Annotated in this window: 12 protein-coding genes; 3 read left to right on the forward strand and 9 right to left on the reverse strand. The window is 66.1% G+C overall.

The window, feature by feature from the left end; genetic code table 11:
• The first annotated feature begins 4 nt into the window (after nt 1–4).
• The 3 genes from AC30QB_RS08570 (at nt 5) to AC30QB_RS08580 (ending at nt 4,436) form a co-directional block, all read left to right on the forward strand.
• On the forward strand, nt 5–2,164 hold the full coding sequence (locus tag AC30QB_RS08570; protein ID WP_489545784.1) for a hybrid sensor histidine kinase/response regulator: 2,160 nt from the start codon (nt 5–7) through the stop codon (nt 2,162–2,164).
• A 98-nt stretch (nt 2,165–2,262) separates the two neighbouring features.
• The gene (locus AC30QB_RS08575; RefSeq protein WP_489545785.1) at nt 2,263–3,786 is read left to right on the forward strand and encodes a Do family serine endopeptidase; all 1,524 of its coding nucleotides are present in this window, start codon (nt 2,263–2,265) and stop codon (nt 3,784–3,786) included.
• Between the two features lie 98 nt (nt 3,787–3,884).
• Nucleotides 3,885–4,436: a hypothetical protein gene (locus AC30QB_RS08580; protein ID WP_489545786.1), complete on the forward strand. Its 552-nt coding sequence runs from the start codon at nt 3,885–3,887 to the stop codon at nt 4,434–4,436.
• A 2-nt stretch (nt 4,437–4,438) separates the two neighbouring features.
• Here the strand turns inward: AC30QB_RS08580 and AC30QB_RS08585 are convergent, their stop codons facing one another.
• From AC30QB_RS08585 to AC30QB_RS08625, 9 genes are read right to left on the reverse strand one after another with little or no spacing between them, the layout of a single operon-like run.
• Nucleotides 4,439–4,897: a VOC family protein gene (locus AC30QB_RS08585; RefSeq protein ID WP_489545787.1), complete on the reverse strand. Its 459-nt coding sequence runs from the start codon at nt 4,895–4,897 to the stop codon at nt 4,439–4,441.
• A gap of 54 nt (nt 4,898–4,951) precedes the next feature.
• Complete coding sequence (locus AC30QB_RS08590; protein WP_489545788.1) at nt 4,952–5,791, reverse strand: helix-turn-helix domain-containing protein; 840 nt, start codon at nt 5,789–5,791, stop codon at nt 4,952–4,954.
• A gap of 15 nt (nt 5,792–5,806) precedes the next feature.
• The gene (gene kynA, locus AC30QB_RS08595; protein WP_489545789.1) at nt 5,807–6,646 is read right to left on the reverse strand and encodes a tryptophan 2,3-dioxygenase; all 840 of its coding nucleotides are present in this window, start codon (nt 6,644–6,646) and stop codon (nt 5,807–5,809) included.
• The gene (gene kynU / locus AC30QB_RS08600; protein ID WP_489545790.1) at nt 6,643–7,884 is read right to left on the reverse strand and encodes a kynureninase; all 1,242 of its coding nucleotides are present in this window, start codon (nt 7,882–7,884) and stop codon (nt 6,643–6,645) included. The genes kynA and kynU overlap by 4 nt, the downstream gene beginning before the upstream one ends.
• A complete protein-coding gene (gene kynB / locus AC30QB_RS08605) occupies nt 7,884–8,507 on the reverse strand; it encodes an arylformamidase (RefSeq protein ID WP_489545791.1) in 624 nt (207 codons plus the stop codon). Before kynB ends, kynU begins: the two co-directional genes overlap by 1 nt.
• Nucleotides 8,508–8,518: 11 nt before the next feature.
• The gene (locus AC30QB_RS08610; protein WP_489545792.1) at nt 8,519–10,009 is read right to left on the reverse strand and encodes a protein kinase domain-containing protein; all 1,491 of its coding nucleotides are present in this window, start codon (nt 10,007–10,009) and stop codon (nt 8,519–8,521) included.
• A complete protein-coding gene (locus tag AC30QB_RS08615; RefSeq protein ID WP_489545793.1) occupies nt 9,999–10,742 on the reverse strand; it encodes a metallophosphoesterase family protein in 744 nt (247 codons plus the stop codon). Before AC30QB_RS08615 ends, AC30QB_RS08610 begins: the two co-directional genes overlap by 11 nt.
• Nucleotides 10,743–10,761: 19 nt before the next feature.
• A complete protein-coding gene (gene argF / locus AC30QB_RS08620) occupies nt 10,762–11,694 on the reverse strand; it encodes an ornithine carbamoyltransferase (RefSeq protein ID WP_489545794.1) in 933 nt (310 codons plus the stop codon).
• Nucleotides 11,691–12,902, reverse strand: a complete 1,212-nt coding sequence (locus AC30QB_RS08625; RefSeq protein WP_489545795.1) for an aspartate aminotransferase family protein — start codon at nt 12,900–12,902, stop codon at nt 11,691–11,693. Before AC30QB_RS08625 ends, argF begins: the two co-directional genes overlap by 4 nt.
• Nucleotides 12,903–12,942 lie beyond the last annotated feature (40 nt).

Genomic DNA, 12,942 nt, shown 5'->3' on the forward strand with positions numbered 1-12,942 from the left:
GACCATGACTACTCTGGGCTTCGGTGACATCACGCTGCGCACCATGAGACGCCACGCTGTCTGGGTGCAGTGCGCGAAGCGCGTATTGCTGGGGGCGCTGCTGGCCTTTGCGTGGTGGGCCGCCGCGCAAGGCGCGCAAGCACCGCGCGTGACACCACTGCTGAGACAGCTTGTGCAGGTCACAGAGCCCTTCCTCAGCACGCCGACGGTGATTTTTGCGCCGCTGGGCAAGCGCATCACCGGCAGGCCTTCGTTGGCCGGAAAGCGTCTGGCGACCAAGTGGGTGCGCAACGGCTGGCCCGAGCTCACCGGCATGTTGAATCAGGCGTTGGCCGCCAGACCCAAAGACGACGGCGAGCGCTTTCGCCAGAAGTGGACGGCGCAGCGCTACGAGCGAGAGTTTGACTATTGGCCCGTGGTCGCGCTGCTGGCCCTGGTGCTGCTGGCCGTGCTCTTCATCTTGCAGCTGCGCAGCATGGTGAGCAAGCGCACGGCCGAGCTGAGCAAGGAAGTAGAGGCGGGCCTGGCCAAGCAACGCGAGCTCGACCGGCTGAACGCCGGCCTGGAGCAGCGCGTGCACGAGCGCACCGCCCAGCTCGAAGCTGCCAACAGCGACCTTGCGCTGGCGCGCGACACGGCCGAGTCGGCCACACGCGCCAAGAGCGAGTTTCTCGCCAACATGAGCCATGAGATCCGCACGCCCATGAACGCCGTGCTCGGCCTCACGGGCTTGGCGCTGCGCACCGACATGACGGCCAAGCAGCGCGGTTACCTCGCCAAAACCAAGGTCGCGGCCGACTCGCTGCTGGTGATCATCAACGACATCCTCGACTTTTCGAAGATCGAGGCGGGCAAGCTCGACATGGAGTCGTGCGAGTTCCAGCTCTCGGCCGTGCTCGACAAGATGGGCTCGATGGTGGCGCTGCAGGCGCAGGAGAAAGACTTGGGCTTGCGCGTGCAGGTCGACCCCGAGGTGCCGCCCTCGCTCGTGGGCGACCCGCTGCGGCTGGAGCAGGTGCTGGTCAACCTGTGTGCCAACGCGGTCAAGTTCACGCCCCGCGGCGAGATCGTGGTTCACGTGGCGAAGGCGGGGCTGGTATCACCGGGCCGCGTGATGCTGCGCTTGGCCGTGCGTGACTCGGGTGTGGGCATGACGCCCGAGCAGATCGAGGGCTTATTCCAACCCTTCAACCAGGCCCATGCCTCGACCACCCGCCTGTATGGCGGCACGGGGCTGGGCCTGGTCATCTGCAAGAAGCTGGTGGCGTTGATGGGCGGCGAGATCGGCGTGCAAAGCGAGCCCGGCGGTGGGAGCGAGTTTCATTTCACCGCTGTCTTTGGTATCGGCAACAGCGCGCCGCTGGCCGCGCCTGAGGCGCGAGCCCAGCCCACGGGCGCTGAAGAGACCGAAGGTTTCTTGCAGGGCAAGCGGCTGCTGCTGGTCGAAGACAACGAGTTCAACCGCATGGTGGCCAGCGAGCTGCTGAGCGACGTGGCCGGGGCCACTGTGACGGTGGCGGTGAACGGGCAGGAAGCCGTTGACCTGGTGCGCGCGCAGCCTTTCGACGCGGTGCTGATGGACGTGCAGATGCCGGTGATGGACGGCCACCAGGCCACCACCCTGATCCGCCAAGACGCGGCCTACGCGGCGCTGCCCATCATCGCGATGACGGCCCACGCCATGCTGCGCGACCGCGAGAAGTGCCTGGCCGTGGGCATGAATGATTACGTGACCAAGCCCTTCGAGCCGAGCGAGCTCTTCGGGGTGTTGGGCAAATGGGTGAAGCTTGAAGCGCCAGAGCGGGCGGTGGCGGCAGAAGACCCAGTGGCAGCGCCGGGCATCAACGCCGAGCTGGGCTTGAAACGCTGCCTGGGGCGCCAAGACCTGTACCAGCGTCTGCTCGATCGCTATCAGGCGCTGCATGAAGACAGCGGTGCGCAGATTCGCACAGCGCTGGCGGCGAATGAACTCGACCGCGCCTCGGGTCTTGCGCACTCGCTGGTGTCGTCGGCCGGCACCATCGGCGCTGAGGGCTTGTCTGAAGCCGCGCGCGCCTTGCAAATGGCCATCGACATGGGCGAGACGCAGCGCGTGCTGGCGCTTGGGGTCGCTTTCGAGTGGCAGCACGGGCAGGTGAGCGCGGCTCTGGAGCGTCACGCTTAATCCTGGCTTAACCCAGCACTAATGCTGCGCTAACCGGGCCTCTCTATCTTCTGCAACAGGCGGAATGTCCCGCGCAGAATTTGTGTAGAGAGGCTCACATGAAACTCAACCCCTTGAACGCCACCCTGGTGGCTGCTGGCGTGCTGGCGATGGGCACGGCCGGGGCATTCGGTGTGAAGACCGAGTGGCTCAAGCTGACGCAGAACACCGAAGCCGCCACGCAAGTGGCGGCGGCCACGCCGACCCTTGCGGCAGCCGCCATGGCCCCGGTGGTACCTATCCCTGCGCTGGCCACGGTGCCCAACTACCGCGCCATCTTTGCGCAGGCCGGGCCTGCGGTGGTGGGTGTCACGGTCTCAGGCATGCACAAGGCATCGCTAGAAGAGCAACAGCAAGGCGGTATGCCGCCAGGCGCCGAGAACGACCCGTTCTTCCAGTTCTTCCGCGGCCTGCCCGGCATGCAACAGCGCGGCCATGGCGGCAACCCGTCGCAGCCGTTTCGCGGCCAGGGCTCCGGTTTCATCATCAGTGCCGATGGCCTCATCTTGACCAACGCCCACGTGGTGCGTGAAGCCAAGGAGGTGACCGTCAAGCTGAGCGACCGCCGCGAATACGCCGCCAAGGTGCTGGGCGCTGACCCCACCACCGACATTGCGGTGCTGCGCATCGACGCAAAAGACCTGCCCATCGTGCGCTTGGGCAACCCCAAGCAGCTGGAAGTGGGCGACCCGGTGATGGCCGTGGGGGCTCCCTTTGGCTTTGAGCAGACCGCCACGCAAGGCATCGTCAGCGCCAAGGGTCGTTCGTTGCCAGGCGACTCGGTGGTGCCTTTCATCCAGACCGATGCCGCGGTGAACCCGGGTAACTCGGGTGGCCCGCTGTTCGACGGCAGCGGCGCAGTGGTAGGCATCAACGCGCAAATCTACTCGCAGTCGGGTGGCTACCAGGGCTTGTCGTTTGCAATCCCCATCGACGTGGCCTTGAAGGTCAAGGACCAAATCGTGGCCACCGGCAAGGCCACCCACGGCCGCCTGGGCGTGACCGTGCAGGACGTGAACCAGACCCTGGCTGAATCGTTTGGCATGAAGCGGCCCGATGGTGCGCTGATCGCCAGCGTGAAGCGTGGCAGCGCGGCAGCACAGGCCGGCTTGAAGCCCGGTGATGTGATCACCGAGGTCAACGGCGAGCCCATCGTGCGCTCGGGCGCGCTCAGCAGCGTGATCGGCATGGCCAGCCCCGGCGAGAAGGTGAAGCTCACCGTCTGGCGCGACCGGGCCTCGCGTGACATAGATGCCAAGCTTGGCGGCGCTGAAGAGGCCGACAAGCAAGTGGCCGACAACGACACGGGTGACCGCGCTGGCTCGCTGGGCCTGGCCTTGCGCCCGCTCACCCGTGAAGAGCGCGGCCAAGTGCAGAGCGAGGGCGGCCTGGTGATCGAAAACGTGAGCGGGCCAGCCGCGCGGGCCGGTGTGGAAGCGGGTGACGTGTTGGTGGCGATCAACGGAAAGCCGGTCACTTCTCTTGAGCAAGTGAAGAGCGTGATGAGCGGCAAACCCAAAAGCGTGGCGCTGCTGGTGGAGCGTGACGGAGAACGCATCTTCGTGCCGGTAAATCTTGGCTGAGCGCGCGTAGGACTTGGCCGCGACCTGCACCGCGGGGGGAACAGAAAGGTTTGATTGCGGGCCCAATGGAGGTGTTGAAAAAAATGAAGAGGCACTCCATGACACTCGCACTCAAGAGAATCGTTTCCGCCGTGGCCGTGGCCGCGTTGTTCGGTGGTTCTGCCGCTTGGGCAGAAGAGCCAGCCACCTCGCCGCCCCCTGGCGCTGCGGGCAAATCAGTCACGCCGGATGAGGCAGTACCGCTGCCCGAGGCGAAGACCTCGGGTACGGTGAGCTACGTCACCGGCGGCACTCGCTATGAACAGCTGCCGGCATTCAGAAGCTCGCGCAACCAGTTCCCGCTGAACATCGAGGTCTACGAGAAAGACGGCGCTAAGAATGGCTTCACGGCCGGCGCCGGCGTCAAGCTGATCGACCGCAGCGGCAATGTGGTGCTCGACGCCAAGACCGATGGCCCCTACTTGTGGGCCAAGGTGCCGCCCGGGCAGTACAAGCTGCAGACCACGCTCGGCGGCAAGCTGAAGGAGTCTCAGGTGGCGGTGAGCAATGGCAAGACGACGCGTGCGATCGTCGTCTTCCCGCAGGGCACCAGCGACAGCAAGGTGGGCCAGTCACCTCCCCCGCAACCCGCCACGCCCCAACAGCAGTAGGGTCAGCCGCCCATCAGCTCGGTGTAGCGGCGCTGCATCTCTTCGGGCGTGAGCTTTTCGATGGAGTGCCCGAGCAGCCAAGTGTGGCCGAAGGGGTCTCGCACCTTGCAGCTGCGCTCACCGTAGAACTGGTCGGCGGCTTCGCTGAGTTGGGTGGCGCCTGCGGCCACGGCTTGGCGCGCCATCTCGTCGCAATCGTCCACATGCAGATGGATGCTGATGCCAGACAAGCCCTCGGGCGGTGGCGCGGCAATGCCGTACTCGGGGAACTGGTCAGAGAGCATCAGCACGGCGCTGGGCCCCATTTGCAGCTCCGCATGGCCGATCCGGCCCGAGGGCTCGGTGAGCCTGTAAAGCTCCGTCGCGCCGAAAGCGTGGGCGTAGAAGTCGATGGCTTTTTGCGTGTCGGGCACGCAAAGGTAGGCGAAGAGCTCGTGAATGGTGTTGCGGGCTGCGGTCATGGCAATGACTCCTGAGTGGGGCTGTGAGATGCCATGCATCCTATGCACCAGGGTTCACCGCGTATTGGAGATTTTTTCAGCCACGGCCATGTGCGTCGGCTGGTCAGGCGCGATGGGCTGATAGGCCGTGGGCGTGATGCCGGCCAGGCGCTTGAACTCGCGGATGAGGTGCGATTGGTCGGCATAGCCCGCCTCCGCGGCGGTCTGCGCCCAATCGCCGGGTGGCTGCCGCGCCAAGCCTTTTATGAGTGTATGAAAGCGCAGCACGCGCGCGTAGCGCTTGGGCGTGAGCCCCACCGCTTGCTCGAAACGCGCGATGAACTGCGTGGGGCCGCAGCCGCTGGCGCGCTGCAGTGGCTCGATCAGTCCGGCGGCGGGTTGCTGCGCCAGCGTGTGCAGGGCTGACATGGCCATCGCATCGGGTGGCTTGGCGCACTGCAGCCGCGCGAGCAGGTAAGCCTCTAGCCGCAGCAGGCGGGCGTGCAGGCCTTGAGCCTCTTGCAGTTCTTCGCGCAGCAGGCGGGCGCTTGGGCCCCACAGCGCATCGAGCAGCACGGTGCGGTTGTACAGCTCGGGCAGCGCGCCGCCGAAGAACACGGCCGCTCCGCCGGGTTTGAAGTGCACGCCGACGACGGCCGAGGCGCCTTGCGTGTCGCGCTGAAAGGCCCGGTCTTGCGCGCCCTGCGCCACGCCGCCGCGGAAATGATCGCCTTGCAGGTCTTGTGCGCTGGTATAGCGGGTGATGGCCTGGTGATCGAGCAGCGGGACGACGATGTCGGCACGGCCGGTGGGCAGGTTGAACTCACGCGCATGGGGCATGGCACCCCGCTCGCTGGCCCACAGCGTGTCGACATAGGGCGACAGGGGAGCAATAGGGCGGCGCGAGAGCAGCATGGCCTGGATGATGAATCAGAGGTCGGTGCGCAGCGACCAAATCTCGGGGAACAGCACCACGTCAAGCATCTTGCGCAGGTAGCTCACGCCACCCGTGCCGCCGGTGCCGCGCTTGAAGCCGATCACACGCTCGACCGTGGTGACGTGGCGAAAGCGCCAGAGGCGGAAGGCGTCTTCCAGGTCGGTGAGCTCTTCGCCTAGTTGATAGAGATCCCAGTGTTGCTTCGGGTCGCGGTAGACGACCAGCCAAGCCTCTTCGACTTCGCGGCTGGCGGTGTAGGGCTGCGTCCAGTCGCGCTCGGTGTGGCTGCTGGGCACCGGCAGGCCGCGGCGGGCGAGCAGACGCAGGGCTTCGTCATAGAGCGAAGGTGCCCGCCAGGCCGCCTCTACGCGCGCCAGCAGGTCGGGCCGGTGTGCGTGCGGCTTGAGCATGGCGGCGTTCTTGTTGCCCAGGAGAAACTCAATGCAGCGGTACTGCGCGCTCTGGAAGCCGCTGCTGTTGCTGAGGTAGGGGCGGATGGCCGAGTACTCGGGCGGTGTCATGGTGGCGAGCACGTCCCAGGCGTGCACCAGCTGCTCCATGATCTTGCTGACGCGGGCCAGCATCTTGAAGGCGCTGCCCAGCTCGTCTTTCGCCACGCACTGAATGGCCGCACCCAGCTCGTGCAGCATCAGCTTCATCCACAGCTCGCTGGTCTGGTGCTGCACGATGAACAGCATCTCGTTGTGGTCGGGCGAGAGCGGCACCTGGGCGTTGAGCACCTCGTCGAGGTGCAGGTAGTCGCCGTAGCTCATGTCTTTGGAGAAGTCGAGTTGGGCGCCTTCTTCCTGCACGATGTCCTTGGACTTTTTCATGTCACCGCCGACCGCTGGTTGAAGCGCGGCTCGCGCCATTCGCCGCTGTGCAGCACCTGAGCCAGGTGCTCGACGGCGTCCCACGCGTCTATGTAGCGGGTGTAGAGCGGGGTGAAGCCGAAGCGAAGAATGTCCGGTGCGCGAAAGTCACCAATCACGCCGCGCGCAATCAGCGCTTGCATGATGGGGTAGCCACTCGTCGGGTGCGCGAAGCTGGCCTGGCTGCCGCGCGTGCTGGCGTCTCTTGGCGAGGCGAGTTGCAAGCCGGCACAACGTGACTCAACCAGCTCGATGAAGAGCTCAGTGAGCGCGATCGACTTGCGGCGAAGGGCCTGCATGTCGGCGGCGAGCACGCTGTCGACGCCGCACTCCAGTGCGGCAAGCGAGATGACGGGCGGGGTGCCGCACAGGTAGCGCGCGATGCCCGCGGCTGGCCGGTAGTCGGGCGTGAACTCGAATGGCGCGGCGTGCCCCATCCAACCGGAGAGCGGCTGCCAGAAGCGATCGGCATGGCGCGGGTGGGCCCACACGAAGGCTGGTGCGCCGGGGCCGCCGTTGAGGTACTTGTAGCCGCAGCCCACGGCGAAGTCGGCGTTGCTGCCGCGCAAGTCGACGGGCAGGGCGCCTGCGCTGTGCGCCAGGTCCCACACCGTGACTCCGCCAGCGGCGTGCGCGGCCTGGGTGAGCGCGGCCATGTCATGCAGGCGGCCGGTGCGGTAGTTGACTTGCGTGAGCATCAGCACGGCGAGGTCGGCGTTGAGGTGCTGGGCGATCTCGTCGTGCTCAACCAGCACCAGCGCCATGCCGTGCTCGCGTGCCAGGCCTTCGGCGATGTAGAGGTCGGTCGGGAAGTTGCTGCGCTCCGAGACGATGCACCTGCGCGAAGGTGCATCGGTCTTAACGATGCGCAGCGCCGCGCTGAGCACCTTGAAGAGGTTGACCGAGGTGGAGTCGGCCACCACCAGCTCGTCTTCGCCTGCGCCCACGAGTTTGGCGATCTTGTTGCCCACGCGTTGCGGGAGCTTGATCCAGTCGGCCGTGTTCCAGCTGCGGATCAGGCCTGCGCCCCATTCGTGTTGCACCACCTGCTGCACGCGGCCCGCAGTGGCGCGTGGCAGCACGCCCAGCGAGTTGCCGTCGAGGTAGATCACGCCTTCGGGCAGCGTGAACTGCTCGCGCAAGGGGGCGAGAGGGTCGTGCGCGTCGAGCGCGAGGCAGTCTTGTCTGGTGGTCGCCATCACAGCTCTCGCAGCACGGCGCGCACCGGCGAGGCGCAGGCCTGCATCAGTTTCAGGGGCAGGGCGATGAGCTCGTAGTCGCCTGCGGGCACGTCGTCGAGTACCAGGTTTTCGAGCACGCGCAGGTGGTGCTTCAACAACTGTTGGTGGCTGGCCAGGGTTTTGCTGTCGGCGGGGTCTACCGATTGGCTGTCGATGCCGACCAGGCGCACGCCAAGGCTGGCGAGCCAGGTGAGGGTCTCAGGGGCGAAGGCCGAGAACTCGCTCGACCAGGCGGTGGGCGCCGTTTTGCAGGTGCGCACGAGCACGCGCGGCGGCAGGTCTTTGGCAGCGTTCGCCAGGTCGGCGATCTGTATCAGGCGCGCCGGGCCGATGGCGTGGAAGACGCGGCACGTGCCGAGGTAGGGCGCGAGGTCTACATCACCGATGGGCGCGGCGCCGTCGGCGTAGTGCAGGGGCGCATCGGCATGCGCGCCGATGTGCGGCGACATGGTAATGGCCGAGAGGTTCACGGGGCAGCCGGGGCCGATGCGGGCCGTCCATTTCTGCGAGTAGGCCTCGTCGCCGGGGAAGAGCGGCGAGTCGGGTGCGATCGGCGGGGAGATGTCCCATAGGCGTTTCATGGCTTGCCCTCTCATGCGTCGTGACGAGGCGCGCGCACCACGGTGACGCTGCAACCAGACTCTGCCGCCACCTGGGTCGACACGCTGCCGAGGTAGCGGCGCAAGGTGCCACTGCTGCGCGCGCCCATGATGATGTGGTCGACCTGGTTCTTGCGCGCGTAGTCGACGATGGCGTTGGCGGTGTCGGGGGCTTCGATCACGTGGAAGGTGACGCGCCCTTCCGGGGGCAGCTTCAGGTTCTGGATCAGTGGGCGCGCCCAATGCTTGAGCTGCACCAGCAGGTTCACGTGCTTGCTGCTGCCGTCGGGCTCCATGCGCTCGTCCATGCCGATGCGGTTGATCTTCAGAATCGCGAGGCAGGCGAGCCGCGCCCCTGGCTCTGTTTGCAGCAAGCGCTCGGCAGTGAGGCGCAGGGTTTCGAGCAACTCTCGATCGGCCCGGGCCACATCGACGGCGACCAACAAGATGGGGCTGCGCGCGAGCTGCGCCGAGGTGGTGGCGCGCACGGAAGGCTCGGCACCCAGGGCCGAGAACCAGCGGCCTAGCACTTTCATGGTGCCGCTGCGGGCGCGGCGCGTGGCGCGCTCGGTGAGTGGCACCTGATCGGGGTTTTGCAACTCGAAGGCGAGCTGCGCTCCGGTCTGTTGCCGGTCTTCAGGCAAGGGCTCGAGCGCGTGCAAGACAATTTCCTGCAGCCAGGGCGGGCAGTCGGGGCGCAGTGTGATGGGGGGCACCGGGTCGCGGTACAGACGCTCGCGCAGGCCGTGCACGTTGTCGGGCGAGCCGAAGGGGCGCTCGCCGGTGATGAGGTGGTAGAGCATCACGCCCAGCGCGAAGAGGTCGCTGCGCGGGTCGTTACGCACGAACTGCACCTGCTCAGGCGACATGTAGGGCGCGGTGCCCATGGGCAGCTCGAAGTCTTCATCGAGCAGGTCGGGCAGGTGCTCGTGGCGCGAGAGGCCGAAGTCGACGAGCACGGCTTCGCCCCCCGCTCCATCGACGAGAGGGCGGAACATGATGTTGCTGGGCTTCACGTCGAGGTGCACCAGGTGCTGGCGGTGCAGGTCGTGCAAGGCCGTGGCCACGCGAGCGCCGATGTGCACCACCTCGGCGACGGGCAGCGGGGCGGCGTCGAGGTGGGCGCGCAGCGAGTCGCCGGCAATGCGCTCCATCACGATGTACGGCTGGCGGGTGATGTCGCCCTTGGCCTCGAAGCGTGGCACGTGCACGCCCGAGAGTTTGGGCAAGATCATCTGCTCGACCTCGAAGCCGACGATGCTGGCCGGGTCTTCGCCGCCCTTGATGCGCGGCACTTTCATGATGAGCGGTGCGTCGCTGTCGCTGCCGTCTTCACGCGAGACTTGCCACAACTGCGCCATGCCGCCCTGATGCAGGTGCTTGTCGAGCCGGAAGCCGTCGATCACCTGGCCGGCCTGCAGCGGGCGCAGCGGATGCGTGGTTGGCGCGGCGGCCTCGAACGGGGTGTCGGGATCAGCCGCCATCTTGCAGGCGCTGCGCCAGGCGCTGCGGCAAGCCGGCTGCCACCACTTTCGCGGCAGCCGTGTCGTGGTCGTAGGGGATGCGGTGGAAGGTGAGCTCGGTACTGGCCGTGTCGAACATGGCGTAGCAGGCCGCCGGGTTGTGGTCGCGCGGCTGGCCGGCCGAGCCGGGGATGACCAGCCACTGGCGCTGTGGCGAGAGCGGTATGGTCACGTCGGGAACCGGTGCGAACTCGCCCACCTTGCCGGTGCTCGCCAAGTGATAGAGCCGAGGCTCATGCACGTGGCCGCAAAAGGTGATACGGCAGGCGGTCGCCTGCATGCTGCGCGCCGCGTCAGACCGTGCATGGATGTAGGCCCACTCTGGCGGTGCGAAGGCGTTTGCGTGAACGAAGAGGCGCGTGTCGTCGACGGCGGTGAGCGGCAGCGAGGCGAGGAAGTCGATCTGCTTCGCGCTGAGCTGCTCGTGCGTCCAGGCGACGACTTCGCGTGCGTCGTTCACCATCGAAGGTTGCGGGCCCATTACAGCGGCCGCGTCGTGGTTGCCCTTGATGGCCCAGGCACCGCGCGCCACATGCTCTTGCACGCAGTCGACCACCCAGCCGGGGTCGGCGCCGTAGCCGACGAAGTCACCGAGGAAGGCGTGCTGCTCGACGCCTTGGCTTTGCGCATGCGCGAGCACCGCTTCGACGGCCTCACGGTTGGCGTGCAGGTCGGTGACGAGGGCGAGTTTCATGGAAGCTCGCGCAGACTCGTCAACCGATGCGGCCGAGGAGCAAGAACTCCATGAGTGCCTTTTGCACGTGCATCCGGTTCTCGGCCTCGTCCCACACCACAGACTGCGCCCCGTCTATCACCTCGGCTTCGACTTCTTCGCCGCGATGGGCCGGCAGGCAGTGCATGAAGAGCGCATCGGGCTGCGCGATAGCCATCATTTCGCGGTCGACGCACCAGTCGGTGAAGGCCTTCATGCGCTCGGCGTTCTCAGCCTCGAAGCCCATGCTCGTCCACACGTCTGTGGTGACGAGGTGGGCGCCGCGGCAGGCGTCGAGCGGGTTCTTGAAGACCTTCACGCAGCTGGTGTTGGAGACGCCGGCTTCCTTGGCATTGAGCTCGTATCCGCTGGGCGTGCTCACGTGGAGCGTGAAGCCCAAAATGTCGGCCGCCTGCAGCCAGGTGCTGGCCATGTTGTTGCCGTCACCGACCCATGCCACCACTCTGCCAGCGATGCTGCCGCGGTGCTCGATGTAGGTGAAGATGTCAGCCAGGATCTGGCAGGGGTGGTACTCGTTGGTGAGGCCGTTGATCACCGGCACGCGCGAGTTGGCGGCAAAGGCCTCGATCTTGGTCTGCTCGTAGGTGCGGATCATCACCAGGTCGACCATGCGGCTGATGACGCGTGCACTGTCTTCCACGGGCTCGGCGCGGCCGAACTGGCTGTCGCTGGTGGTGAGGTTCACGACAGACCCGCCCATCTGGTACATGCCGGCCTCGAAGCTCACGCGAGTGCGCGTGCTGGCCTTCTCGAAGATCATCGCCAGCGTGCGGTCGACCAGCGGCGTGTACTTCTCGTAGTTCTTGAAGCGCTTCTTGATGACCGCGGTGCGGTCGAACAGGTAAGCGTATTCCTCGGCGCGCAGGTCCTTGAACTGCAGGTAGTGCTTGATCAAGCTCATACCCGGTGTCATGGCTTGTTCGACAGCAACTTCTTGATCAGCGGGCAGAGAATGGCCACGATCTGCGCTGCTTCTTCGGTGCTGAGAATGAGCGCCGGCACGAGGCGGATCACGCGGTCGGCCGTCACGCTGATCATCAGGCCAGCCTCGGCAGCCTGGCCCAGCAACTCGCCGCAAGGCCGGTCGAGCTCGATGCCGAGCATCAGGCCCTGGCCGCGCACTTCCACCACGCCGGCCACGCCACTCAGCTCACGTTGCAGGCCGGTCTTGAGCGCTGCGCCCACGGTGGCAGCGTTTTCCAGCAGCTTGTCTTCTTCCATGATGCGGATGGTCTCGACCCCCGCACGCATGGCCAGCGGGTTGCCGCCGAAGGTGCTGCCGTGATTGCCTGGGCCCAACACGTTGGCCGCACGCGGGCCGCAGACGATGGCTCCCACCGGCACGCCCGAGCCCAGGCCTTTGGCCAGCGGCATCACGTCTGGCTTGATGCCCGCCCATTGGTGCGCAAACCACTTGCCGGTACGGCCCATGCCGCACTGCACTTCGTCGAGCATCAGCAACCAGCCGCGCTCGTCGCAGATGCGGCGCACGGCCTGCAGGTATTCGACCGAGGTCGGGTTGATGCCGCCTTCGCCCTGAATCACTTCCAGGAATATTGCCACCACATTGGGGTTGGTCCTGGCGACGTTCTCAATCGCGCTCACGTCGTTGAGCGGCACGCGCACGAAGCCTTCGACCAAGGGGCCAAAGCCGGCCTGCACCTTGGGGTTGCCGGTCGCAGACAGCGTGGCGATCGAGCGGCCGTGGAAGGCCTTTTCGTAGACGACGATTTCGGGGCGGTTGATGCCCTTGTCATGGCCGTACTTGCGCGCGATCTTCAAAGCGCCTTCGTTGGCTTCGAGCCCGGTGCTGCAAAAGAACACATTGGTCAGGCCCGACAGCTCGGTCAGCTTGGCGGCGAGCTTCTCTTGCAGTGGCACTTGGTAATAGTTGCTGCTGTGGATGAGCTTGCTCACCTGGTCTTGCAGCGCCGGCACGAGCTGCGGGTGAGCATGGCCCAGGGTGTTAACGGCGATGCCGCCCAGCCCGTCGAGGTATTTCTTGCCATCGGTGTCCCACAGCCAGCAGCCGCGGCCGTACGCAATGGCCATCGGCAGACGGCCGTAGGTGGGCATCACGTGGGGGGCGGGGCTGGCGGGCAGTTTGTCGGGCGCGTTCATGGCAGGCTTTCGTGTGAAGAAAGTGACGCAGCCGGCTAGC

Source organism: Rhizobacter sp. (assembly GCF_046595475.1).
Classification (GTDB): Bacteria; Pseudomonadota; Gammaproteobacteria; order Burkholderiales; family Burkholderiaceae_C; genus Rhizobacter.

Excerpts from the sequence above, each read along its gene's own strand:
- AC30QB_RS08570 (WP_489545784.1), top strand. The coding sequence starts at position 5 with ATGACTACTCTGGGCTTCGGTGACATCACGCTGCGCACCATGAGACGC.
- AC30QB_RS08575 (WP_489545785.1), top strand. The coding sequence starts at position 2,263 with ATGAAACTCAACCCCTTGAACGCCACCCTGGTGGCTGCTGGCGTGCTG.
- AC30QB_RS08580 (WP_489545786.1), top strand. The coding sequence starts at position 3,885 with ATGACACTCGCACTCAAGAGAATCGTTTCCGCCGTGGCCGTGGCCGCG.
- AC30QB_RS08585 (WP_489545787.1), bottom strand. The coding sequence starts at position 4,897 with ATGACCGCAGCCCGCAACACCATTCACGAGCTCTTCGCCTACCTTTGC.
- AC30QB_RS08590 (WP_489545788.1), bottom strand. The coding sequence starts at position 5,791 with ATGCTGCTCTCGCGCCGCCCTATTGCTCCCCTGTCGCCCTATGTCGAC.
- kynA (WP_489545789.1), bottom strand. The coding sequence starts at position 6,646 with ATGAAAAAGTCCAAGGACATCGTGCAGGAAGAAGGCGCCCAACTCGAC.
- kynU (WP_489545790.1), bottom strand. The coding sequence starts at position 7,884 with ATGGCGACCACCAGACAAGACTGCCTCGCGCTCGACGCGCACGACCCT.
- kynB (WP_489545791.1), bottom strand. The coding sequence starts at position 8,507 with ATGAAACGCCTATGGGACATCTCCCCGCCGATCGCACCCGACTCGCCG.
- AC30QB_RS08610 (WP_489545792.1), bottom strand. The coding sequence starts at position 10,009 with ATGGCGGCTGATCCCGACACCCCGTTCGAGGCCGCCGCGCCAACCACG.
- AC30QB_RS08615 (WP_489545793.1), bottom strand. The coding sequence starts at position 10,742 with ATGAAACTCGCCCTCGTCACCGACCTGCACGCCAACCGTGAGGCCGTC.
- argF (WP_489545794.1), bottom strand. The coding sequence starts at position 11,694 with ATGACACCGGGTATGAGCTTGATCAAGCACTACCTGCAGTTCAAGGAC.
- AC30QB_RS08625 (WP_489545795.1), bottom strand. The coding sequence starts at position 12,902 with ATGAACGCGCCCGACAAACTGCCCGCCAGCCCCGCCCCCCACGTGATG.